This is a genomic window from Candidatus Fusobacterium pullicola (genome assembly GCA_018883725.1).
Taxonomy (GTDB): Bacteria; Fusobacteriota; Fusobacteriia; order Fusobacteriales; family Fusobacteriaceae; genus Fusobacterium_A; species Fusobacterium_A pullicola.
Genome location: JAHLFN010000059.1, coordinates 1 through 23,866, shown reverse-complemented (window position 1 = coordinate 23,866; position 23,866 = coordinate 1). Strand labels below are relative to the sequence as shown.

Sequence of the window (23,866 nt, the reverse complement as noted above, 5' to 3'; positions counted from 1 at the left end):
TAAATATAATTTAGACATAGGAGGAAATAATTATGAAAAAGTACGTATGTGTAGTATGTGGATATGAATATGACCCAGAAGTTGGAGATGTAGATAACGGAGTACAACCAGGAACTGCTTGGGAAGATGTACCAGAAGATTGGTTATGCCCACTTTGCGGTGTTGGAAAAGACGAATTCGAACCAGTAGAGTAATGAAAAATGTTTTTTAAAAGGACACGTTTTTGAACGTGTTCTTTTTTTAAATTTTTTTTAAAAAAAACTTGACAATTTTTGTAGAGTAGTGTATTATATTAGAGTAATGATGTTAAACATATGCCTAGATAGCTCAGTTGGCTAGAGCATACGGTTCATACCCGTACGGTCGATGGTTCGAATCCATTTCTAGGCACCATATTCCAAATAATTTTTTTAAACCCCACTTTTTAGATTCATATGTTGTAGTCTAACCCTAAATATTTTTAAGGAAAAAGATGAACAGTCGGTTCATCTTTTTTCTTTTTTTGTATTTTCTTTGGAGATTTGATATAATATTCTAAAAGAGAAAAAAGGAGCTAATTATGTGGATAGGAATAATTATCATATTATTGTTAATATACTATAGAGATAAAGGAGTACCTATATTTTTATATCATCAAGTAAATGAGAAAGCCAGTGTAACTCCAGAGCTATTTGAAAAACATCTTCAGATTTTAAAAGAGAAAGAGATAGAAACTGTTACTTTGAAAGAGTATGGAGATGGGGAAATAGGAAAAAATACAGCATTGATAACTTTAGATGATGGTTATTATGATAACTATTCAAAGGTATTTCCACTTCTAAAGAGATATAATATGAAAGCTACAGTATTTTTAAACACTCTATATATTAAAGAGAAGAGAGTTGGGAGTACAGAGATTTTACTCAATGGAAAAGCTAACTATGAAGCTATGAAAAAATATGTGGAGAGCGGAGATGGAACTACTGACCAATATCTTACTTGGGAAGAGATAAGGGAGATGTATCAGAGTGGATTGGTGGATTTTCAAGCTCACTCACATAAGCATACAGCTGTCTTTGTAAGTGATAAGATAGAGGGATTTTTCAATGGAGATGAGGAGGATATTACTGATATCTATCTCTATGGAAAAATAGAGAGAGGATACCCTAAATTTAGAAAGAGAGGAGAGTACTCTTCTCAGGGGATAATTATTGATAAGGAGTTCTTTAAAAAATTTAAAGAGTATTATGACAGAGAGTTAGAGGGAAAAAGTAAAGAGGAAAAATTAAAGCTAGCTCAAATGTATATAGACAATAATAAAAATAAGTATTTTCATTATGAGAGTGAAGAGGAGTTCCTAAAAAGAGTGAGAGAGGAATACCTGCTAAATCAGAAAATGATTGAAGAAAATTTAGGAGTTAAGGTAGAGTATTTTTGTTGGCCTTGGGGGCATAGAAATAAAAAGGTTATAGAGATGTTAAAAAAAGAGGGAGTAAAGGGATTTGTTACTACTAAGAAGGGAACAAATGGAAGAGTTCCTAACTTTGAAATGATAAGAAGAATTGAACTTAGAAAATTTACTCCAGAAAAATTTAAGCTAAATCTTTTTATAGCAAGAAATTATATCTTAGGAAAAATATATGGTTGGGTGTCATAGGAGAGAGATATGAGATTATCAGTTGCAATGATAACAATGAATGAAGAAAGAATTTTAGAAAAGACCTTAGAGTCAGTTAAAGATATAGCCGATGAGATAGTTATAGTGGATAGTGGTTCTACAGATAGAACAGAGGAGATTGCTAAAAAATATAGAGCAAAATTCTATGTAGAGAGTTGGAAAGGTTATGGACCACAGAGAAACTCTGCAATAGATAAGGCAAGTGGAGAGTGGATACTAAATATTGATGCCGATGAGGAGATATCCCCAGAACTTCAAAAAAGAATTTTAGAGATAAAAAATTCAAAGGATAGTGGTAGTGTTTTCAATATCAACTTCACCTCGGTTTGTTTTGGAAAGAAGATAAGATATGGAGGGTGGAGTAACAGTTACCATATAAGGCTTTTTAGAAAGAGTGCTGGAAGATTCAATAGTAATACTGTTCACGAATCTTTTGAAACAAAGGAAAAGATATATACATTGAAAGAGGAGATATATCATCATAGTTACTCTACCTTAGGAGATTATTTTACAAAGTTTAATCGTTATACTACAGAGGGAGCAATAGAGTACTATAAAAGAGGAAAAAGATGCAATATTTTCCAACTAGCTTTTAATCCTATATTTAAGTTCTTGAGAATGTATCTATTAAGATTTGGATTTTTAGATGGAAAAGAAGGATTTTTACTAGCTTGTACAAGTTCTCTTTACACTATGGTAAAATATTATAAACTGTATGAGATAACTAAAAATGGAAGTTATATTAAGAGATAAAAGGAAGGATTATGGATATTAAAAGAGTAATAGTTTCAAGAACTGATAAGATAGGGGACTTGATACTTTCAGTTCCTAGTTTTTTTATGATAAAAAAGATGTATCCTCAAGCTGAGCTGGTAGTTTTAGTAAGAAGATATAACTATGAGATAGTGAAAAATCTTCCGTATGTAGATAGAATTATAAAGATAGATGATTACACTCAGAATGAACTTTTAGAGAAGATACCATATTTTAAAGCTGATATATTTATAGCCCTATATAATGATAGATTTGTTTCACAGCTAGCTAAGGCAAGTAAGGCACCTATAAAGATAGGACCTCTATCTAAGTTGTACTCATTTTTTACCTTTAATAAGGGAGTTTGGCAGAAGAGATCTAAATCTATAAAAAATGAGGCTGAATACAATTTAGACCTGATAAAAAAGGCAGATGAGAAGAGATATAATGAGGTATTTGAAGTAAATACCAGAATATATTTGGGAAAAGAGAACATAAAGGCAGCAGATACTTTTTTCTCTACATATAATGTAGTGGGAGAAACTCTAGTTGTAAATCCATTTATAGGTGGTTCAGCTAAAAATATAAGAGATGAGGAGTATATCTCTTTACTTCAAAGATTTAGAGATGAAAATCCAGATAAGAATGTACTTATAATCTGTCATATCTCAGAGGAAGAGAGAGGATTGAAGCTAGTAGAGGGAATAGATAGAGATAGAGTGTATCTATATGCTAATGGGGGAGACCTTTTAAATATAGCTGCTATAATAGATAGGGCTACTGTATATCTAGGAGCCTCAACTGGACCTACTCACATAGCTGGAGCTCTTCAAAAAAGAATAGTTGGAATTTATCCAGCTAAGGCAACTCAAAGCACATTGAGATGGGGAGTTTTTGGAAATAGTAAGGTAAAATACTTAGTTCCTGATAGAGATAATCCAAAGGAAGATTATAAAAATCCATACTTTGATACCTATAACAAGGGTATGGAAGAGGAACTTCTAGGATACATAGAGGAAAGTTTTTTATTGGAAGAGGGTGAAAAAAATTAGAATTTTGATTATTCATACAGCATTTATAGGGGATATAGTATTATCGACACCACTTATCAAGAAGTTGAGAGATACATATCCAAAGGCTGAGATAACATATTTAACAACCCCAGTGGGAGCATCTATATTGAGAAACAATCCTCACTTAAATCATATAATAGAGTATGATAAAAGGGGAGAGCATAAGGGGATAAAAGGGTTTTGGGCAATAGCTAAAAAATTGAAGATGGAAGCCTATAATCTAGTAATAACTCCACATAGATATTTGAGAAGTACATTTTTAACTTTTCTAACTGGAGCTCCAATAAGAAGAGGGTATGATAGTGCAGCAGCATCTTTTCTATACAATGAGAGAGTTCATTATGATAAAAGTAAGCATGAGGTAGAGAAACTTCTATCCTTTGTTCCAAAGGATGAGGGTAAAAGATATGAGATAGAGATTTTTCCAACTGAATTAGAGGTGGAGAAGGTAGATAAGTTACTAGAAAAGAGAAGAGAAAAAGTGGTAGTAGTCGCTCCGGGAAGTAAATGGTTTACTAAAAAATGGCCACTTGAGTACTTCAATAGGGTTATAAAGGAACTTGAGAAGAGGGAGGATACAACTATAGTAGTTGTAGGTGGAAAAGAAGAGATGTTCTTCAATATGCCACTAGCTAATACCACTATAGATTTGAGAGGAAAGACAACACTACTTGAGTTAGCAGAGGTTATAAGAAGGGCAGATATAGTTCTAACAAATGATTCATCTCCTATTCATATAGCTTCAGCCTTTCCAAATGTAAGAATATTAGCACTATTTGGTCCAACAGTAGAAAAATTTGGATTCTTTCCTTGGTCAAAGAATAGTGAGGTATTTCAAGTGGAGGGATTGGAGTGTAGACCATGCTCAATTCATGGGGGAGACTCTTGTCCTAAAAAGCATTTTAAATGCATGTTAGATATAAAACCGGAGATGGTTTTAGAGAGAATAGAGAGTATTTTAGAGAGTGAAAATATATGAAAAAAGTGAGATATGGAAAGGATATTTTATATTACAATGATGAAAAATATCTAAAACTATATGACAAAATAAAAAACACCTGTTATAATATAGAGAGAGTCTTCAAAAATGACCAAAGAAGCTATGTAGCATTGATAGAGATAGATGGAGAAAAATATGTTCTAAAAAGACCTATTGAGAAGAATAGAAGAAAGTGGCAGAGATTTCTATCTATATTTAGAGGAAATGAAAGTAGAAGAGAGTTTGAAAATATTCAAAGGATAAATGAGCTAGGCTTCAATGGTGCTACACCATATTTGGCAATGGAGAAAAAATGTGGACCATGTGTGGTAGATTCATACCTTATCTACTCCTATATAAAGGGAAAGGAGGGAACAACTAAGGATATAGATTTGATATCTAAGGAGCTTAGAAAGATCCACTCTAGAGGTTATCTTCATGGAGATTCACAGGTTATGAACTTCTTAATAGATGGAGAGAGTGTATACCTTATAGATACTAAACTGATGAGGAATAGATATGGAAAATTTGGAGAGGTATTTGAGTTTATATACTTAGAGGAGAGTTGTGATAGGGATATTGAGTATGACAGAGAGAGTATATACTATAAAGGAGCTATCACGTTAAAGAGATATCTAATATGGTTTGCTAAATTTAAAAAGAGATTGAGAGGTAAGAAGTGAAAATATTAGTGATAAGAATGAGCTCAATAGGAGATATAATTCTTACAACTCCTGTATTAAAATCCTTTAAGAGAAAATATCCAAATTCACAGATAGACTTTATTGTGATGGAGCAGTTTAAGGATGCTATATCTGGACTAGATTATATAGATAATATAATCACCTTTGATAAAAAAAGAGATGATGGAGTGGCAAATATAAAAAAGTTTGCTGATAGATTGAAGGGAAATGGATATGATTTTGTATTTGACCTTCATTCAAAATTTAGATCTAAGATAATAGCAAAGAGATTGGGAGTAAAGACATTTACCTATAAAAAAAGAGCTTGGTGGAAAACTTTATTGGTAAAATTGAGATTGATAAAGTACAAGGTAGATGATACTATTATAAAAAATTATTTTGGGGCTTTTAAAGATTTTGGATTGGAATATATAGGTGAAGACCTTGATTTTGCAACTACACCTAAGGCTGAACTAGATGAGTATGTGGGATTACCAGTACTAGCACCTAGAGCATCTAAAAATACAAAGGAGTGGACAGCTGAAAGTTTTGGAAAATTAGCAAAACTTATCTTTGAAAAGTATGGTCTAAAGAGTATACTAATAGGAGGTAAGGGAGATATTCCAAGATGTGAGGAGATCAATAGAATAAGTGAGAATAGTTGTATAATATTAGCTGGGAAACTTTCATTAAAAGAGAGTGGAGCACTTTTATCTAGAGCAAAATTCTTAGTAACTAATGATTCAGGACCTTTTCATATAGCAAGAGGGGTAAAATGTAAAACTTTCGTAATATTTGGACCTACAAGTCCGGGAATGTTTGACTTTGGCAAAGATGATACTCTTATCTATGCTGGGGTGGAGTGTTCACCTTGTAGTTTACATGGGGATAAGAAGTGTCCAAAGGGAGATTTTAAATGTATGGAAAGTATAACAGCAGAAAATGTTTTGGAGAGTATAGATAAAAAAATAAATTGGGAGGAATAAGATGGCAAAAGCAAAAGATGAAGTTAATGACAGAGAAAAAGCACTGGAAATGGCAATGAAACAGATAAAAAAGGACTTTGGTGAAGGATCTATTATGAAATTAGGATCTAACCAAAGTATGGCAGTAGAAACTATATCTACAGGAAGTATTAATCTTGATTTAGCTTTAGGTCAAGGTGGAGTACCAAGAGGAAGAATAGTAGAGATATATGGAGCTGAAAGTTCAGGAAAGACAACAATAGCTCTTCATATAGCAGCAGAGGCTCAAAAAATGGGTGGAATAGTTGCCTTTATAGATGCTGAGCACGCTTTAGATCCAGTTTATGCAAAGGCTTTAGGTGTGGATGTAGATGAGCTTTTAATCTCTCAACCAGATTATGGGGAGCAAGCTTTAGAGATAGCTGACATGCTTGTTCGTTCTGGAGCAGTTGACCTTGTTGTAGTTGACTCAGTAGCTGCACTTGTACCAAAGGCAGAGATAGATGGAGAGATGTCAGATCAACAGATGGGATTACAGGCAAGACTTATGTCAAAGGCTCTAAGAAAACTTACAGCTACACTGAATAAATCTAAAACTACTATGATATTCATCAACCAAATAAGAGATAAGATTGGTGGATTTGGATTTGGACCTCAAACTACTACTACTGGAGGAAAAGCTCTAAAATTCTATGCTTCAGTAAGAATGGAAGTAAAGAGAGTGGGAAGTGTAAAACAGGGTGATGAAGCAATAGGAAATGAAACTGTTGTAAAGATTACTAAAAATAAGATAGCTCCTCCATTTAAAGAGGCTACTTTCCAAATTATGTATGGTAAGGGAATATCTAGAGTTGGAGAGATTTTAGATATAGCTCTTGAGTATGATATAGTTGCAAAATCTGGAGCTTGGTTTAGTTTTGGAGATATCAGACTAGGACAAGGAAAAGAGAATGTAAAAGCTAGACTTGAGAGTGAACCAGAATTACTATCAGCAATAGAGGCGGAAGTGATGAAAGTTATGAAACCACATTCTGCTAAGGAAGATGATGGAGAAGAGAGTTTAGAGGGTGTTCAAGAGGGAGCATTAAATTTTGATGAGGTATAGTCTAAAGGGAAATAAGGTATACTTTGATGAGTTTTTCTATTTAGATTTAAATAAGCAAACTATACAGGAGTTTAATCTAAAAGATAGAGAGGAGATAACTTTAGAAGAGTATAGAGAGCTTGTGAGAAGAAGAGCAGAAAGTATGGGATATTTTTTGCTAAATAAAAGAGATTATTCAGAGAAGGAGCTATATTTAAAGCTCCTCTCTAAATATAGGGAAAAGGATATCATAAAATTTGTAATAGAAAAATTTATTGAGTTAGGTTATCTAAATGATTATGACTATGCTGAAAGTTACATAAACTCCCACAATTATAGTAAGAAAAAATTGGAGTTTATGTTGATACAAAAAGGTATCAAAGGTAGTGTAATAAAAGAATTATTAGCTGATCATAACTCTCAAGAACTAGAGGAGATAAGAAAACAATGGGAGAGATTGGGTAATAAAGATAAGGAGAAGAAGATACTATCTTTAATGAGAAAGGGATTTGGATATAGTGATATTCAAAAGGTAATAAAAGATTTAGAGTAACTAGGTTACTAGGAGGAGAAGAGGAACATGTTAGGGATGATTTTAGCAACATTAACAGGATTAATAATTTTTATATATATATCTATACTCTATCTTCCTATAATAGCATTCAAAGATGAGAAAACAGCTGTAAAATTGGCAAGAGAGAAATTAAAATGGCTTTCAAAACTTGTCCTAAAAAGTTTAGGAGTAAGGTTGAGAGTGGTTTATAAAAATAGAAAAAATATAAATCAACTAGAGAGAGAAAAAGGAATAATCTATGTATGTAATCATCAAAGTAATTTGGATATACCAGTTATTGTAAGTGCATTACATATGGATGTTGGTTTTGTCGCAAAGAAAGAGATGAAGAGTTGGCCTTTTTTTAATATCTGGATGAGAAAGAGTAAATGTGTATTTCTTAACAGAGAGAATCCAAGAGAGGGAATAAAGGATATAAAGGAAGCTGTAAAGATAATAAAAGAGGGATATCCTATAGTTATTTTTCCAGAGGGAGAGAGAACCTTAGATGGAGAGATACTTAGATTTAAAAAAGGGAGTTTTAAATTAGCAACTGAGACAAATGGAATAATTATTCCCCTTACTTTAAAGGGAACCTTTGATATTCAAAAAAGAGGAGAGTGGAAGATGAAAAGAAATCAGTTGGTAACTGTAGTGGTAGATGAACCGATTTATGTATCTTCACTTTCTAAGGAGGAGCTTAAAGATTTAAGTACAACAGTAAGGGAGATTATTGAAAATAACTATAGAAAGATAAAATAATTAGTTGATAAAGAAATAAAAAAATGATAAAATATACCAGTTATATAACTGACGGAGAAGTGGATAACCACATGGGAATATAACTTTGATTTTGAGCCGACCGTCTGGGCGATTACTGCCTAGAGTGTCGGTTTTTTTATTGCTATAAAAAATATCTGAACATAGCAAATACTTTGAATATGATAATATATTTTAGACGAAATAAAAAGTTGACTTTTTGGATAAAGAATGTTATTATAAAGTATAAATAAAAACTGTTAGATATATATTAACAAGATGACAAAAATTTTTAATTTTTATAAATAAAAGATTTTTAAAGGAGGCAAAAATGGAGTTTTGGAATGGATTTAAAGGTCAATTATGGCAAAGAGAGATAAATGTAAGGGATTTTATTCAGGAGAACTATACTCCCTATTCTGGAGATGAATCATTTTTAGTTGGACCTACAGAGAAAACTAAAAAAGTTTGGAATAAGTTGACAGAGATGTTCAAGGTAGAGAGAGAAAAAGGTATCTATGATACAGAGACTAAGATGCCACAAAGCATCACTACATATGGACCTGGATATATTGATAAAGATTCAGAGGTTATTGTGGGACTTCAAACTGATGCCCCTTTAAAAAGAGGGATATTCCCAAAAGGTGGATTAAGAATGGTAAAAAATGCTTTAGAAGCTTATGGTTATCAGATTGATCCGGTTACAGAGGAGATTTTTACAAAGTATAGAAAAACTCATAATGAGGGAGTGTTCTCAGCTTATACTGATGATATTAGAGCAGCTAGAAAGAGTGGAATAATAACTGGACTTCCAGATGCTTATGGAAGAGGAAGAATAATAGGAGATTATAGAAGAGTAGCTCTATATGGTGTAGATAGATTGATAGAGGATAAAAAAGATCAGCTAAAGCAACTTGAAGCTGGAGATTTCAATGAGGATATCATTAGAAGAAGAGAGGAAGTTTCAGAACAGATTGGGGCACTTAAAGAGTTTGTTAAGATGTGTAGCTCATATGGTTTTGATGTAACAAGACCAGCTAAGGATGCTAAAGAAGCTGTTCAGTTCTTATATTTTGCATACCTTGCAGCTACAAAGGATCAAGATGGAGCCGCAATGTCATTAGGAAGAACTTCAACTTTCTTAGATATCTATATAGAGAGAGATTTAAAAGCTGGAGTAATAACAGAGGAAGAGGCTCAAGAGTTAATAGATCAATTTATAATAAAATTAAGAATAATCAGATTTTTAAGAACACCAGAGTATAATGACTTATTCTCAGGAGATCCTACTTGGGTAACAGAATCAATAGGTGGACAAGGGGTAGATGGAAGAACTTTAGTAACTAAGACATCTTTTAGATACTTACACACACTTTATAACTTAGGACCTGCACCTGAACCAAACTTAACAGTTCTATGGTCAGTAAACTCTCCAGAAAATTGGAAAAAATATTGTTCAAAGGTTTCTATTGATACATCATCTATTCAATATGAAAATGATGATTTAATGAGACCAGAACTTGGAGATGATTATGGAATAGCTTGTTGTGTATCACCTATGAAGATAGGAAAGGGAATGGAGTTCTTTGGAGCTAGAGCAAATCTAGTTAAAACACTACTTTATGCTATCAATGGTGGAAGAGATGAGAAGAGTGGAGCACAGGTAGCACCTAAATTTGCTCCAGTTACTGGAGAATATTTAGAGTACAATGATGTAATGGAAAAGTTTGACCAGATGATGAAATGGTTAGCGGGAACTTATGTAAATGCTCTAAAGATAATTCACTATATGCATGATAAATACTCTTATGAAGCTTTTGCTATGGGATTACATGATCTAAATGTTGAAAGAACACAGGCTAGTGGAATAGCTGGACTTTCAATAGTTGTAGACTCATTGGTAGCTATAAGAGATGCTAAGGTTAAAGTTATAAGAAATGAAGATGGCTTAGTAGTAGATTTTGAAAGAGAGGGAGATTATATCCCGTTTGGAAATGATGAGGATTCAACAGATGAATTAGCAGTTCAAATAGTTGAGAAATTTATGAACTATCTAAGAACTCATGGAACATATAGAAACTCTAAGGCTACTCAATCAATTTTAACAATAACATCAAATGTTGTATATGGAAAGAAAACTGGAAATACTCCAGATGGAAGAAGAGGAGGAACACCTTTTGCACCGGGAGCAAACCCAATGAATGGAAGAGATACTAGAGGGGCAGTAGCTTCACTTGCTTCAGTTGCAAAATTACCATTCCACCATTCTGAAGATGGAATCTCTTATACATTTGCTATCTCTCCAGCTGCTTTAGGAAAAACTAGAGAGGATAGGGTTGAGAATTTAGTAACATTGATGGATGGATACTTCACTCCACAAGGAGGACAACATCTAAATGTCAATGTATTTGATAGAGAGTTATTAGAGGATGCTATGGCAAACCCAGATAAGTACCCTCAACTAACAATAAGAGTTTCTGGATATGCAGTTAACTTTGTAAGACTTACAAGAGAGCAACAGTTAGACGTATTATCAAGAACTATTAGTGGAAAGATGTAATAAAAAGAGAGGGTACGCCCTCTCTTTAATAATATTTGAGAGGTGTTAAAATGGTTTTAGGAAATATTCACTCTTATGAGAGTATGGGAACTGTAGATGGACCAGGAATAAGATTTGTAGTTTTTTTACAAGGGTGTCCATTGAGATGTAAATTTTGTCATAATCCAGATACTTGGAATATTGGAGAAAAGAAGATACAGGAGAGTGCTGAAGATACTCTAAAGAAGATAAAAAGATATAAAAATTACTTCGGAAAAAAGGGAGGAGTAACAGTAACTGGAGGGGAACCTTTGGTTCAAAGTGAGTATGTATTAGAACTTTTTAAGTTGTGTAAAGAGGAGGGAATACATACAGCTTTAGATACCTCTGGGTATATTTTTAACGAGAGGGTAAAGGAGGTATTAAAATATACAGATCTAGTACTTTTAGATATTAAGGCTCTAGATAGGGAGATACATAGGGAATTAACCTCTGTGAAGATGGATAACAGCATAAAATTTCTTGAATACCTAAAGGAGATAGGAAAGCCTACTTGGATAAGACATGTTGTGGTACCTGGAATAACTGATAATAATGAACTTTTAGAAAAGACGGCTCAATTTATATCAAAGTTCGAAAATGTAGAGATGGTAGAGATACTTCCATACCATACATTAGGGGTATTTAAGTATAAGGAGTTAGGAATGGCATATCCTCTTGAGGGGGTAGAAGACTTGAGTTATGAGAGAAAACTAGAGATAGTTGAACTATTTAAAAGATACAACCTATCTGTCCATTAAAAAAAATGCTTTTTTTCTTAAAAGATGGTATAATAGAGAAAAATGTCATTGAATAAGAGATAGGAGGTTTTTTATGATAATTTTAGGAATAGAGAGTTCTTGTGATGAAACTTCCATAGCTGTATTAAAAGATGGAAAGGAGATTTTATCTAATAAAATCTCTTCACAGATAGAGATACATAAAGAGTATGGAGGGGTTGTTCCAGAGATAGCTTCAAGACAACATATAAAGAATATAGCAACTATATTAGATGAAGCTTTAGAAGAGGCAGGTATAACTATGGAGGATGTGGACTATATAGCAGTTACATATGCTCCAGGACTTATAGGGGCTCTTTTAGTTGGAATCTCATTTGCAAAGGGATTAGCTTATACTCATAACATTCCAATAATACCAGTTCATCATATAAAGGGGCATATGTATGCTAACTTCTTAGAGCATGATGTAAAACTACCATGTATATCATTAGTTGTATCTGGAGGACATACCAATATACTATATATGGACGAGAATCATAACTTTGTAAATTTAGGTGGAACTTTAGATGATGCTGTAGGAGAGAGTTGTGATAAGGTAGCAAGAGTTCTAGGGATTGGATACCCAGGAGGACCTGTAATAGATAGAATGTATTATCAAGGAAATAGAGATTTCTTAGAGATCCCAGAGCCAAAAGTAGGAGAGTATGATTTCAGTTTCTCTGGAATAAAAACAGCGGTTATAAACTTTGTCAATAAGATGAGAATGAAGGGAGAAGAGTTTTCTAATGAGGATTTAGCTGCTTCATTTTTAGGAAAAGTTGTAGATATACTTTGCAAGAAAACATTAAAAGCTGCTGTGGATAAAAAGGTAAAAACAATAATATTAGCTGGAGGAGTAGCTGCCAACTCACTACTTAGAAGTCAATTAACAGAGGAAGCTAAAAAACTTGGCATAGAGGTTTTATATCCATCAATGAAGCTTTGTACTGACAATGCTGCTATGATAGCTGAAGCTGCTTATTACAAATTGATTAACTGTAAAGATGGAAAAAGTTGTTTTGCTGATTTAGACTTAAATGGAGTAGCAACTTTAAATGTGATTGATGATTAATCAAATTAATAGAAAATAATTACTTTAAAATTCTGAGTAATCAAGTCAAGATTGTATTGACTTAAAATTTAAGCTATGTTATACTAATAAAAATACTTGAAAATTTAAAAATACTAGCCGCAAATATAGGAGAACTAGAATGCAGGATAGTATTTTTTTTATAATAGATTGGATAGCATGGAGGAAGAAATGAAGAAAGAAGAGTTAAAGAAATTGATAGATATTTCAGCTGGAAGAGAATTAGCTGATATAGTTATAGAGAATTGCAAAATAATAGATGTTTATTCAGGAAAGATAATAGAGGGAAATATAGCTATTTCAGATAAGTGGATAGCTGGAATAGGTAACTACAAGGGAAAAATTACATTGGATGCAGAGGGAAAATATGCAGCACCAGGTTTTATAGATAGTCATATTCATATTGAATCTTCATATTTATCACCAGAAGAGTTAGGAAAACTTATAGTTCCACATGGGGGAACATGTATAGTAGCAGATCCACATGAAATAGTCAATGTCTGTGGTATAGAGGGATTAAATTATATGATTGAAGCAGCTAAAAATACAGCTTTAGACATAAAGTATATGATTCCATCATGTGTCCCATGTACCCCTTTTGAAAATTCTGGAGCTATTATTGATGCCTCAAAAATGAGAGAACCAATAACAAGAAAAGAGGTGCTTGGACTGGGAGAGTTTATGAATTTTCCTGGAGTTGTAGCCGCGGATAATGAGATTTTAGATAAGGTAATGGTAGCAAAGGAAAGTGGGAAATTTATAGATGGACATAGCCCTGGAATAGCTAATCATCTTTTAAATGCCTATACAGCAATTGGAATAAGAACTGACCATGAGTGTTCTACTGTAGAGGAGATGAATAGTAGAATATCTAGAGGAGTGTATGTTCTTTTAAGAGAGGGATCAGCTTGCAAAGATTTAAGAAATCTGATTAAAGGGGTAACAAAGGAGAATAGTAGACGTTGTTTATTGTGCTCAGATGATAGACAGCCAAGAACAATATTAGAGTTAGGGCATATAGATAATCATCTTCAAATATGTGTAGAGGAGGGCTTAGATCCTATTACAGCTATACAGATGGCGACAATAAATGCTGCAGAGTGTTATGGAATGAGAGATAGGGGAGCAATAGCTCCAGGTTTGCGTGCTGATATAGTTTTATTGGAAGATTTAGAAAAATTCAAAGTAAAAAATGTTTTTATTGAAGGGAAAGAGGTTGCTAGGGATGGTGAATATCTACTGGAGATAAAAAAGCATAGTATTGAAAGTGTAAGATCTAGTATGCAGGTCAAAGATTTCAATATAGATAAATTAAAGATGAAATTGAAATCTAATAAGGTTTATACAATTGATATCCAGCCGGGGGGAGTTCTGACTAAAAAGGGAATAGCAGAAGTAAAATTAGATAAAGATGGAGATTTTATATTTGAAAGTGATAAAGATATTGTAAAGATAGCTGTGATAGAAAGACATAAAAATACAGGAAATGTAGCTACTGCCCTTTTAAGAGGATATGGTATTAAAAGAGGTGCCGTAGCCTTATCAATAGCCCATGATTCACATAATATAATAGCTGTAGGAATTAGCAATGAAGAGATAAGTACTGCAGTAAATAAACTTATTGAACAAGGTGGAGGAATAGTACTAGTAGAAAATGGAGAGATTTTAGAAAGTATGCCTATGCCAATAGCTGGAATTATGAGTGATAAAGATGGAGTGTGGGTAGATAATAAGTTGGAAACTCTACATAAAATTGCTACTGAAAAATTGAGTATATCAACAGAGATTGAGCCGATAATGACTCTTTGTTTTATGTCTTTAATAGTTATACCAGAGATAAAGATAAGTGATAGAGGGTTATTTGATGTGAAAAAATTTGAATTTATCAAATTAGAAGTAGAAGGAGTTTAATTTTTCTAAATATAAGAGAGAGTTAAATGATTAGTTATAAAAAAATTAGGGTTAGCTTTACCCTAATTTTTTTTGTGTGATGAATTCTTTAAATTTTTTTATGGCTCTACTGATAGGATAACCTTTAAAAATCCAAACTTTCCTAATTTTATTGAACTCTTCTAAAATATTATTTCTTTTACTGTTTAAAGGTTCAGTGCATCTATTGTTCCAACATTTGTAAACACCAGTTAAATCAGAAATTTTTAAAAGTTGAGTTAACCATTTACCTAAGTATTTAGTTGAAATAGCTGATTGAAAATCAATAATATATGGATAACCATCATTCCCTTTTAAAATATTTCCTAAATTTCTTAAATCTAGATGAACAATATCTTTTCTATGCATAGCTCTTACATTTTTTTCTAATTCTAAGAAAAAATCTTTGTCAATAGAGTTCTTAGGTAAAGTTTTCAAAGCTTCACCTTCAATAAAGTTAAAGGCGAGAGTATAAGGAGAGAGCTTTTTAGCATCTTTAGCAACTGAAGGATTATTAGAAAGTTTAATTAAAGTGTTATATTCCATATTTATGAAAAGTTTTCCAAAAGTTTTTCTTATAATCCAAGGAGAACCAGAAAAATCTTTAATTGTTAAATTTAAATTAGAATCTAGATAATGGAATACAGTTGCATTTGCAAATTTTCCTTCGTTGAGAAGCATTAAGTTACTCTCATTAATGTTGTTTTCAGGATAAGTTAAATTAAGAAACTTAATTACACTCTGCCTAACATCATTGATATTTTTTTTAAACATTTAAATCACCATAAAAATATAATCTCAATTCTACTATAAATTTGTGATGAAAATATGAGGAAGTATTTTGAATTATTAATTTAGAATGATATTAAAATTTTTAATATCATTGTCTAAGGTAATAAGCTCACTTTTTTTTAAAATTTTTCCATCTTTAATTACTAGGATAAATACCTTTCTATTTCCGGGAATTTTATAAAATTCAAAACTTCCATTTTCATCACTAAAAATAGTAGTTATTTTACTATTATCCTCATTGACTAGTTGAAGTTCCATTCCGGGAAGAGCTTTGATACCATTTACTATTGTTCCACTTATATTATATTTTACTTTTGATAAAGCAATTTCAATATTAGTGATAGATGAGTTTTTATCAATTTTCCTTACAACTCCATTTTGGATAAAACTATATTTTTGAGCTAGGATAGTTACAATTCCACTATCTACTGGAAATTTAAACATTCCAAATTCATCTCCTTCACCCTGAATAATATTTTCACCATTTTTTATAAAAAGTTTTGGGTATGGAATTGTATGCCCCTCTTCATCTACAACTTTTCCTTGTATAAAACAAGGAAGCTCAACTAAATTAAGTTCTATAGAGTAAGGCTTAGTTGTAGAGGTAAAATTATATATAATTTTATTTTTTTTATTTAAAGTATATCCAAATCTATCAGCTTCAACTGAGTAGTTACCAACTGGGACAAAGGCAGTAAATTTTCCAAAAATATCGGTTGTAAAATTAAAACTTTTATTTTCAGAGTTAATAAAAGAGACTATTACATTTCCTATATTTGAGTAATCACTAGTTACCTTTCCCTCAATACAAACATAATTATCTTTAGTGAAAGATATTTGAATAGGTTTTTTTATTGTTTTAACATCAATGATTTTTTGGATAGGAGGAAAGTCTGTGCTAGTTAATAAAAAATAGTACTCCTTCTCTTCTAAATCTAAGGTTAAGGTTCCATCGTAAAAGTAATTAGATTGTGTATTTATATCTCCAGCTTTAAAATACTCAACTTTACCAGTTGGCATATTAAAATCGAAAGTTATATTCTTAGAAAATGTAATAAAAAATAAATTTATAAAGAGGAAGGCGAAAAAAGCTCTTCTCATAGAATGACCTCCTGAAGAAAAATAGTTTGAACATATTATAACACTTTTTATTAAAAAAGAAGAGATTTTTTTAAAAAATAGTTTCATAAAAACCTTTTAAATATCACTGTAAAATGGTACAATATTATGATATAATCTAATGCAATACTTTGTATTAAAGGTGGGAAATTATGAGTGAAAATTTAATAGATAAAGAGAGTCAGGGAAAGTTAAATTTTTTAAAAACACAAGCTGAAAGAGCTTATTACCTAGATGAATTTAAGGAAAATATAGCTCTAGCACTCACAGAGGAGCAACTTAGATCAGAAGTGGTATACCCAGAGATAATAGAGAGAATGAAAAAAGATGATGTAGCCTATATAAAAATGAAAAGAGATATAGAGTTAAAGTATTTAAAACCTTACATAGTTGAGGCAGAAAATTCAAAAGTTAGATATACGCTTATTGATAGTCTAAATTTACTGGGAAATATTGGATTAGTTATAGTTGTAAAGGAAGCCTTTGATGACAATGAGAGAGCGATAGTAGTAAAGGATATGAGAGAGAAATTTAAAGAGGTAGGGTTATATCCAGAATATGTAAAATATTTTGGAAAGAAAATATGTGAGAAACACTACTCTATGGTAGAAAAAAAATTACCAGGATATGAAAAGAAATTTAAAAAATTGACAATATTTAACCAATTTTTTGGAGAAAGTTGTCCTATATGCAGGATTGAAAAGGAGAAAAATGAGAGATGGTAGAAGCTTTTAGAGTTACTGGAGGAAAAGAGATAGAGGGAGTACTAAAAGTAGAGGGGTCAAAAAATGCAGCTCTTCCAATTATGATAGCTACTTTAGTAGAAAAGGGAACATATATCCTAAGAAATGTTCCAAATTTAATGGATATAAGAACATTAGTTAAGTTATTAGAAAGTCTAGGACTTATAATAGAAAAGTTAGATGAAAATACATACAAGATAGAGAACAGAGGTTTAACTAACTTAGTAGCTGGTTATGAGCTTGTAAAAAAGATGAGAGCATCTTTTCTAGTTATGGGACCTATGTTAGCTCACTGTAAAAAAGCAACTGTATCACTTCCAGGAGGGTGTGCTATTGGAGCTAGACCAGTTGATCTACATCTTAAAGGTTTTGAAGCTCTAGGAACAAAAATAACTATAGATCATGGGTATGTTGAGGCTGAAGCTGAGGAGTTAGTAGGAACTAAAATTATTTTAGACTTTCCAAGCGTAGGAGCAACTGAAAATATTGTGATGGCAGCTGTTAAAGCTAAGGGAGTTACTATTTTAGAAAATGCTGCAAGAGAGCCAGAGATAATAGATCTTTGTGACTTTTTAAATAAGATGGGAGCTAAGATAAGTGGAGTTGGAACAGGAACACTTACTATTGAGGGAGTAGATAAACTTTATCCATGTGAACATACAATAATTCCAGATAGAATTGTTGCAGGAACATTTACTATTGCCGCTGTTATGTTTGATGGAAAGGTAAAAGTAAAGGGAGTAGTTAAGGAGCATCTAGAAGCTTTTCTAATGAAATTAGAGGAGATGGGAGTAAAATATATAATAGATGGAGATGAGTTAACAGTGGTGTCTAAACTTTCAGATCTTCAAGGAGTGAAGGTAACTACTATGCCACACCCTGGATTCCCAACTGACTTACAATCACCTATTATGACACTTATGTGTTTAGCTAAGGGAAGTAGTGAGATAAAAGAGACTATATTTGAAAATAGATTTATGCATGTTCCTGAATTAAATAGAATGGGAGCTAAAATAGATATAAATGGGAATATAGCAACTATAAAAGGAATAGAAAACTTCTCATCAGCTGAGGTAATGGCAAGTGATTTAAGAGCTGGAGCTTCACTGATACTTGCTGCATTAAAGGCTGAGGGAGAGAGCATAGTAAATAGAATTTATCATGTAGATAGAGGATATGAAAACTTAGAATTAAGATTAAAAAATACTGGTGCTAATATTGAAAGAATAAAAGTAGAGGTATAACGGAGGTATAATGGAGAAGATAATTGGAGTAAATCCAGTAATAGAAGTATTACAAAATAAAGAGAAAACAATAGAGAAGCTTGAGATTTTTAAGGGAGCAAAGGATGATAAGATAAATAAGATAAAGAGATTAGCTTCTGAAAGAAACATCAAGATATTCTATACAGATAAAAAGAGAGAGAATTCGCAAGGTGTTGTAGTATATGTAAGTGATTATGATTACTACGTAGACTTCGGAGCTTTCCTAGAGAAAATTGCTCCTATGGAGAAAGCTATTGTATTGATTTTAGATGAGATCCAAGACCCAAGAAACTTCGGGGCTTTAATAAGAAGTGCTGAAGTTTTTGGAGTAAAGGGAATAATTATACCAGAAAGAAATGCTGTAAGAATAAATGAGACAGTTGTAAAAACTTCAACTGGTGCAATTGAGTATGTAGATATAGTAAAGGTTACTAATATATCTGATGCTATTAGCAAATTAAAGAAATTGGATTACTGGGTATATGGAGCAGAGGGAGAGGGAAGTAAAGATTACTCTCAAGAGAAATATCCAAGCAGAACTGCATTAGTATTAGGTAGTGAAGGAAATGGAATCAGAAAAAAAGTAAAAGAGAGCTGTGATGTTTTAATAAAAATACCTATGTATGGAAAGATAAACTCTCTAAATGTTTCAGTTGCAGGGGGAATAATTCTTTCTGAAATAGTTAAATCGTTTTAGAATATAGAGGGAAAATAGAATAAAAATAGTGGGAAGGGAAAGAATTATATGAGTGAAAACTTAATAAATGATGAGATAGTAAAATTGGCTCAAGATGGAGATCAAGAGGCATTAGATTTAATACTAAAAGAGTATAAAAAACTGATATATATGAATGTTAGAAATTATTTCATAGTTGGAGCGGATCAAGATGATCTACTACAGGAGGGAACAATCGGTCTTTTAAAAGCTATAAAAGGTTATGTAAAGGGAAAATCATCTTTTAAAACTTTTGCCACTCTTTGTATCAGAAGACAGATATTAACCGCTGTTAGAAGCTCTACAGCACAGAAAAATAGTGTTTTAAATGAGGCTAGTGGTAATAATTTAGAGACTGATGATGGACATGAAGACTACTCAAAAGAGTTGTATTCAACAATAAGATACAATCCAGAAGCAATCTTTCTTTCTAAGGAGAAAATTATGGAGTTTCAAGACTTTGTAGAGCATAACTTTAGTCCTTTTGAAAGACAGGTATTCAACTATATGATCAAAGGTTTCTCCTATAAAGAAATAGCTGAGGAGTTAGAAAAAACTCCAAAGGTTATAGATAATAGTTTTCAAAGAATAAAAAGAAAAAGTGAATTATGGTTAAGTACTTATTAAAAATAAAATAAATAACTATTAAATGGTTAAAATATATGGTATATTTGAATGTGAGAAAGAATTATTTATGAGGTGATATTCTTGAAAGAGTATAATTTTAAAGAAGTAGAAGCCAAGTGGCAAGAGAAATGGGAAAATGGACACATTTTTAAAACTGAAAATAAAGTTGAAGGGAAAGATAACTACTATGTACTAGTGATGTTACCATATCCTTCTGGAAAATTACATGTTGGACATGCTAGAAACTATACAATTGGAGATGTTATAGCAAGATATAAGAGAATGAAAGGGTATAATGTATTAAACCCTATGGGATGGGACTCTTTTGGACTTCCAGCTGAAAATGCAGCTATTCAAAATGGTGCTCACCCAGCAATATGGACAAAATCTAATATAGAGAATATGAAAAGACAATTAAAGCTATTAGGATTCTCATATGATTGGGATAGAGAGATAGCTTCATATACTCCAGAATACTATAAATGGAATCAATGGATGTTCAAGAGATTCTATGAAAAGGGATTAATATATAAGAAAAAATCTCTAATAAACTGGTGTCCAGATTGTAATACAGTTCTTGCAAATGAGCAAGTTGAAGATGGAAAGTGTTGGAGACACAGCAAAACTTCAGTTATTCAAAAAGAGTTAGAGCAATGGTTCTTTAAAATAACTGATTATGCTGATGAATTATTAGAGGGACATAAAGAGTTAAAAGATGGTTGGCCAGAAAAAGTTTTAACAATGCAAAAAAACTGGATAGGAAAATCATATGGAACTGAGATAGTATTTAAAGTAGCTGAAACTGGAGAAGATCTACCAATGTTCACAACAAGAATTGATACTGTATATGGAGTATCTTACTGTGTTGTAGCTCCTGAACATCCAATAGTAGATGAGATTGTAAAAGTAAATCCAGAGATTAAAGCAAGTGTTGAAGCAATGAAAAATACTGATTTAATAGAAAGATCAGCAGAAGGAAGAGAGAAAAACGGAGTATTTACAGGATGGCATGTAATCAATCCTGTGACAAAAGAGAAGGTTCAATTATGGGTAGCAGATTACGTATTAATGAACTATGGAACAGGAGCAGTAATGGCAGTTCCATGTCATGACGAGAGAGACTTCGCCTTTGCTAAGAAATATAACTTACCATTTAAAGTGGTAATCAACCCAGTAAATAAAGAGACAAAAGAGGTTGTTGAATTAAAAGCAGATGAGATGACACAAGCTTTCACAGAAGTAGGAGTTATGACAAATTCAGGAGAGTTTAATGGAATCTCTTCTAAAGAGGCTTTAACAAAAATAGCTGAATTTGTAGAGGCAAATAACTATGGTAAGAGAACTGTAAAATATAGATTAAAAGATTGGGGAGTATCAAGACAAAGATACTGGGGAACACCTATTCCAGCATTATACTGTGATAAGTGTGGAACTGTAATGGAAAAGGATGAAAATTTACCAGTAAGACTTCCTGAAGATGTATCTTTCAACGGAATAGGAAATCCATTAGAAACATCAGAAAGCTTTAAACATGCAGTTTGTCCAATTTGTGGAGGACCAGCTAGAAGAGATACAGATACTATGGATACATTCGTAGATTCGTCATGGTATTTCTTAAGATATTGTGATCCTAAAAATGATAAACTTCCATTTGATAAGGAAGTTGTAGATTCTTGGATGGGAGTAGACCAATATATTGGTGGGATAGAACATGCGGTAATGCATCTTCTATATGCTAGATTCTTCCAAAAAATATTGAGAGATTTAGGACTAGTTTCAGCAAATGAGCCGTTCAAAAGACTACTTACACAAGGAATGGTATTAGGACCATCATACTATTCAGCTAATGAAAATAAATTCCTTTTCCCAAGTGAAGTTGAGTTAAAAGGAGAGAAAGCTTTCTCTAAAGCAACTGGAGAAGAGTTAACAATAAAAGTAGAAAAAATGTCTAAATCAAAAAATAATGGTGTAGACCCAGAAGAGATGATAACAAAATATGGTGCAGATACAACAAGATTATTTATAATGTTTGCTGCTCCACCAGAAAAAGAGTTAGAGTGGAATGAAAATGGACTTGCAGGTGCTTACAGATTCTTAAGCAAAATCTGGAGACTAGTAATGGAACATAAAGAAAATCTTGAGTTTGGAGAGATAGATCTATCTAAAGTAAGTAGAGAGGATAAAGCTTTATTAATAAAGCTAAACCAAACTATAAAGAAAGTAACAGAATCTATTGAAGATGACTACCATTTTAACACTTCTATTGCAGCAACAATGGAGTTAATAAATGAGACTCAAGACTATAAAACAAATATTTTAGAAGCTGGAAAAGTAACTTCTGAGTCTAAGAAGATATTTGCTGAAGTTATAAAAAATATCTTAGTTATGTTATCACCATTCACACCACATTTCTGTGATGAGTTATGGGAAGAGATGGGAAATACAGGATATCTTTTCAATGAAAAATGGCCTTCATATGATGAGAAATTAACTGTTTCTTCAGATGTTGTAATAGCTGTTCAAGTAAATGGAAAAGTTAGAGGAACAGTTGAAGTAGAGAGAGGAACTGATAAAGAAACTGTTGAGAAATTAGCTTTAGAATTAGAGAATGTAAAAAAACATATGGAAGGAAAATCATTAGTAAAATTGATTGTTATTCCAGATAAGATAGTAAATATAGTTGTAAAATAATAAAAAATTATAAAATTTTTTAGAAATTTATGAGGAGAAAAAACTTAATTTTATTAAAAAGATTGAAAATTTCTTTAAGTAAAATAGTTTTTCTCCTCTTTTTTACAATTTTACAAAATTTTTTTGTAAGTTCTATTGACAGAATAAAATTTATGGGGTATATAAGTATTAACAGGATAATAGTAGTCTAGACAATAAAATCACTGTAGGAGGTAGAGTCCAATGGGATAGATTTTATGAAAAATTTGAAGGTTAATAGCTAGATAATTTTTCAAGAGGCTGTGTTTAAAAAGATAAAAAATATTATGTTATTAGAAGGATAAAGCTTTAGTTACCTGAATTAAAAGTAGGATATATATTGAAGTAGTATCTATTCTATATTATGGTTTGTATCTTTGTAGAGAACAATTTCCTATTTTCAGAGAGATATTCCAATATGATTGACTACTTGGGTAGTTGTATATTCTAAAAATATATAGATGAGTTATTATCATTAGGAGATGGTAGGAGTACTATTTTAAGTTAATGTTATAATCATAAGATATTGAGAATATACATTTGAAGGAGATTAATTTGATAATATAGAGTATTTTTTATTAGAATAAAACAGAGGAGGGATTACTGATAAATAGTATAGAAATTGATATATAGGGCTATCTGAAGTTTAGAAAAATCAGATAGCCCACTTTTTTTTAAAAATTTTAAAATTTTTAAAAAAAGTGTTGACGGAATTTAAAAATTATGATATTATAATTTATGTCCGCGAGAGAGCGGCACAGATGAATAAATAAGGACATTAGCAACAGAATAGAGAAAGACAATAAATGCAAACACAACAATAAAATGGTGTAATAAATAATCGGTAAATTTTACTGAGTTAAATAGATTGAACGAAGAGTTTGATCCTGGCTCAGGATGAGCGCTGACAGAATGCTTAACACATGCAAGTCTACTTGATCCTTCGGGTGATGGTGGCGAACGGGTGAGTAACGCGTAAAGAACTTGCCCTGTAGTCTGGGACAACATTTGGAA

Annotated in this window: 21 protein-coding genes, 1 tRNA gene and 1 rRNA gene; 21 read left to right on the top strand and 2 right to left on the bottom strand. The window is 31.9% G+C overall.

The window, feature by feature from the left end; all coding sequences use genetic code 11:
* Positions 1 to 32 precede the first annotated feature (32 nt).
* The 15 genes from IAA47_06260 (at position 33) to ade (ending at position 14,864) form a co-directional block, all read left to right on the top strand.
* Positions 33 to 194, top strand: coding sequence for a rubredoxin (locus IAA47_06260; GenBank protein ID MBU3842570.1), 162 nt, complete (start codon positions 33 to 35; stop codon positions 192 to 194).
* Positions 195 to 316: 122 nt separating this feature from the next.
* Positions 317 to 393: transfer RNA gene (locus tag IAA47_06255), tRNA-Met, on the top strand.
* A gap of 166 nt (positions 394 to 559) precedes the next feature.
* The gene (locus tag IAA47_06250; protein MBU3842569.1) at positions 560 to 1,636 is read left to right on the top strand and encodes a polysaccharide deacetylase family protein; all 1,077 of its coding nucleotides are present in this window, start codon (positions 560 to 562) and stop codon (positions 1,634 to 1,636) included.
* 9 nt (positions 1,637 to 1,645) lie between these two features.
* Complete coding sequence (locus IAA47_06245; GenBank protein MBU3842568.1) at positions 1,646 to 2,410, top strand: glycosyltransferase family 2 protein; 765 nt, start codon at positions 1,646 to 1,648, stop codon at positions 2,408 to 2,410.
* A gap of 11 nt (positions 2,411 to 2,421) precedes the next feature.
* Positions 2,422 to 3,462 carry a glycosyltransferase family 9 protein gene (locus IAA47_06240; protein ID MBU3842567.1) on the top strand — a complete coding sequence of 347 codons (1,041 nt, stop codon included), beginning with the start codon at positions 2,422 to 2,424 and terminating at the stop codon, positions 3,460 to 3,462.
* Positions 3,458 to 4,462, top strand: coding sequence for a glycosyltransferase family 9 protein (locus IAA47_06235; GenBank protein MBU3842566.1), 1,005 nt, complete (start codon positions 3,458 to 3,460; stop codon positions 4,460 to 4,462). Before IAA47_06240 ends, IAA47_06235 begins: the two co-directional genes overlap by 5 nt.
* Positions 4,459 to 5,145 carry a lipopolysaccharide core heptose(II) kinase RfaY gene (locus tag IAA47_06230; protein ID MBU3842565.1) on the top strand — a complete coding sequence of 229 codons (687 nt, stop codon included), beginning with the start codon at positions 4,459 to 4,461 and terminating at the stop codon, positions 5,143 to 5,145. The genes IAA47_06235 and IAA47_06230 overlap by 4 nt, the downstream gene beginning before the upstream one ends.
* A 17-nt stretch (positions 5,146 to 5,162) precedes the next feature.
* Positions 5,163 to 6,131: a glycosyltransferase family 9 protein gene (locus IAA47_06225; protein ID MBU3842564.1), complete on the top strand. Its 969-nt coding sequence runs from the start codon at positions 5,163 to 5,165 to the stop codon at positions 6,129 to 6,131.
* Position 6,132: 1 nt separating this feature from the next.
* A complete protein-coding gene (gene recA, locus IAA47_06220; protein ID MBU3842563.1) occupies positions 6,133 to 7,215 on the top strand; it encodes a recombinase RecA in 1,083 nt (360 codons plus the stop codon).
* Positions 7,205 to 7,747 (top strand): RecX family transcriptional regulator, encoded by a 543-nt coding sequence (locus IAA47_06215; protein MBU3842562.1) that lies wholly within the window; start codon positions 7,205 to 7,207, stop codon positions 7,745 to 7,747. Before recA ends, IAA47_06215 begins: the two co-directional genes overlap by 11 nt.
* A 27-nt stretch (positions 7,748 to 7,774) precedes the next feature.
* Positions 7,775 to 8,509, top strand: coding sequence for a 1-acyl-sn-glycerol-3-phosphate acyltransferase (locus IAA47_06210; GenBank protein MBU3842561.1), 735 nt, complete (start codon positions 7,775 to 7,777; stop codon positions 8,507 to 8,509).
* A gap of 328 nt (positions 8,510 to 8,837) precedes the next feature.
* The gene (pflB, locus tag IAA47_06205; protein ID MBU3842560.1) at positions 8,838 to 11,066 is read left to right on the top strand and encodes a formate C-acetyltransferase; all 2,229 of its coding nucleotides are present in this window, start codon (positions 8,838 to 8,840) and stop codon (positions 11,064 to 11,066) included.
* A gap of 50 nt (positions 11,067 to 11,116) precedes the next feature.
* Complete coding sequence (pflA, locus tag IAA47_06200) at positions 11,117 to 11,845, top strand: pyruvate formate lyase-activating protein (protein ID MBU3842559.1); 729 nt, start codon at positions 11,117 to 11,119, stop codon at positions 11,843 to 11,845.
* Between the two features lie 73 nt (positions 11,846 to 11,918).
* A complete protein-coding gene (tsaD, locus tag IAA47_06195) occupies positions 11,919 to 12,935 on the top strand; it encodes a tRNA (adenosine(37)-N6)-threonylcarbamoyltransferase complex transferase subunit TsaD (protein ID MBU3842558.1) in 1,017 nt (338 codons plus the stop codon).
* A 189-nt stretch (positions 12,936 to 13,124) separates the two neighbouring features.
* Positions 13,125 to 14,864 (top strand): adenine deaminase, encoded by a 1,740-nt coding sequence (ade, locus tag IAA47_06190; protein ID MBU3842557.1) that lies wholly within the window; start codon positions 13,125 to 13,127, stop codon positions 14,862 to 14,864.
* 57 nt (positions 14,865 to 14,921) lie between these two features.
* On the opposite strand, the gene IAA47_06185 is transcribed toward ade, so the two are convergent.
* Entirely contained in the window at positions 14,922 to 15,656 is a 735-nt protein-coding gene (locus IAA47_06185; protein MBU3842556.1) for a hypothetical protein, read from the bottom strand.
* A 75-nt stretch (positions 15,657 to 15,731) separates the two neighbouring features.
* Positions 15,732 to 16,775: a carboxypeptidase-like regulatory domain-containing protein gene (locus tag IAA47_06180; GenBank protein MBU3842555.1), complete on the bottom strand. Its 1,044-nt coding sequence runs from the start codon at positions 16,773 to 16,775 to the stop codon at positions 15,732 to 15,734.
* Between the two features lie 170 nt (positions 16,776 to 16,945).
* On the opposite strand from IAA47_06180, the gene IAA47_06175 reads away from it, so the two are divergent.
* The 6 genes from IAA47_06175 to IAA47_06150 form a co-directional block, all read left to right on the top strand.
* The gene (locus tag IAA47_06175; protein ID MBU3842554.1) at positions 16,946 to 17,518 is read left to right on the top strand and encodes a YueI family protein; all 573 of its coding nucleotides are present in this window, start codon (positions 16,946 to 16,948) and stop codon (positions 17,516 to 17,518) included.
* Entirely contained in the window at positions 17,512 to 18,780 is a 1,269-nt protein-coding gene (gene murA / locus IAA47_06170) for a UDP-N-acetylglucosamine 1-carboxyvinyltransferase (protein MBU3842553.1), read from the top strand. The genes IAA47_06175 and murA overlap by 7 nt, the downstream gene beginning before the upstream one ends.
* A 10-nt stretch (positions 18,781 to 18,790) precedes the next feature.
* Positions 18,791 to 19,498 (top strand): 23S rRNA (guanosine(2251)-2'-O)-methyltransferase RlmB, encoded by a 708-nt coding sequence (gene rlmB, locus IAA47_06165; protein MBU3842552.1) that lies wholly within the window; start codon positions 18,791 to 18,793, stop codon positions 19,496 to 19,498.
* Positions 19,499 to 19,546: 48 nt separating this feature from the next.
* Positions 19,547 to 20,143: a sigma-70 family RNA polymerase sigma factor gene (locus IAA47_06160; protein ID MBU3842551.1), complete on the top strand. Its 597-nt coding sequence runs from the start codon at positions 19,547 to 19,549 to the stop codon at positions 20,141 to 20,143.
* Positions 20,144 to 20,224: 81 nt separating this feature from the next.
* Positions 20,225 to 22,834 carry a leucine--tRNA ligase gene (leuS, locus tag IAA47_06155; protein MBU3842550.1) on the top strand — a complete coding sequence of 870 codons (2,610 nt, stop codon included), beginning with the start codon at positions 20,225 to 20,227 and terminating at the stop codon, positions 22,832 to 22,834.
* 887 nt (positions 22,835 to 23,721) lie between these two features.
* Positions 23,722 to 23,866: ribosomal RNA gene (locus IAA47_06150) — 16S ribosomal RNA — on the top strand; the annotation flags it as partial.

What these genes read in the sequence shown, in the direction of transcription:
- IAA47_06260 (MBU3842570.1), top strand. Translation starts at nt 33, where the DNA reads ATGAAAAAGTACGTATGTGTAGTATGTGGATATGAATATGACCCAGAA.
- IAA47_06250 (MBU3842569.1), top strand. Translation starts at nt 560, where the DNA reads ATGTGGATAGGAATAATTATCATATTATTGTTAATATACTATAGAGAT.
- IAA47_06245 (MBU3842568.1), top strand. Translation starts at nt 1,646, where the DNA reads ATGAGATTATCAGTTGCAATGATAACAATGAATGAAGAAAGAATTTTA.
- IAA47_06240 (MBU3842567.1), top strand. Translation starts at nt 2,422, where the DNA reads ATGGATATTAAAAGAGTAATAGTTTCAAGAACTGATAAGATAGGGGAC.
- IAA47_06230 (MBU3842565.1), top strand. Translation starts at nt 4,459, where the DNA reads ATGAAAAAAGTGAGATATGGAAAGGATATTTTATATTACAATGATGAA.
- IAA47_06225 (MBU3842564.1), top strand. Translation starts at nt 5,163, where the DNA reads ATGAGCTCAATAGGAGATATAATTCTTACAACTCCTGTATTAAAATCC.
- recA (MBU3842563.1), top strand. Translation starts at nt 6,133, where the DNA reads ATGGCAAAAGCAAAAGATGAAGTTAATGACAGAGAAAAAGCACTGGAA.
- IAA47_06215 (MBU3842562.1), top strand. Translation starts at nt 7,205, where the DNA reads ATGAGGTATAGTCTAAAGGGAAATAAGGTATACTTTGATGAGTTTTTC.
- IAA47_06210 (MBU3842561.1), top strand. Translation starts at nt 7,775, where the DNA reads ATGTTAGGGATGATTTTAGCAACATTAACAGGATTAATAATTTTTATA.
- pflB (MBU3842560.1), top strand. Translation starts at nt 8,838, where the DNA reads ATGGAGTTTTGGAATGGATTTAAAGGTCAATTATGGCAAAGAGAGATA.
- pflA (MBU3842559.1), top strand. Translation starts at nt 11,117, where the DNA reads ATGGTTTTAGGAAATATTCACTCTTATGAGAGTATGGGAACTGTAGAT.
- tsaD (MBU3842558.1), top strand. Translation starts at nt 11,919, where the DNA reads ATGATAATTTTAGGAATAGAGAGTTCTTGTGATGAAACTTCCATAGCT.
- ade (MBU3842557.1), top strand. Translation starts at nt 13,125, where the DNA reads ATGAAGAAAGAAGAGTTAAAGAAATTGATAGATATTTCAGCTGGAAGA.
- IAA47_06185 (MBU3842556.1), bottom strand. Translation starts at nt 15,656, where the DNA reads ATGTTTAAAAAAAATATCAATGATGTTAGGCAGAGTGTAATTAAGTTT.
- IAA47_06180 (MBU3842555.1), bottom strand. Translation starts at nt 16,775, where the DNA reads ATGAGAAGAGCTTTTTTCGCCTTCCTCTTTATAAATTTATTTTTTATT.
- IAA47_06175 (MBU3842554.1), top strand. Translation starts at nt 16,946, where the DNA reads ATGAGTGAAAATTTAATAGATAAAGAGAGTCAGGGAAAGTTAAATTTT.
- murA (MBU3842553.1), top strand. Translation starts at nt 17,512, where the DNA reads ATGGTAGAAGCTTTTAGAGTTACTGGAGGAAAAGAGATAGAGGGAGTA.
- rlmB (MBU3842552.1), top strand. Translation starts at nt 18,791, where the DNA reads ATGGAGAAGATAATTGGAGTAAATCCAGTAATAGAAGTATTACAAAAT.
- IAA47_06160 (MBU3842551.1), top strand. Translation starts at nt 19,547, where the DNA reads ATGAGTGAAAACTTAATAAATGATGAGATAGTAAAATTGGCTCAAGAT.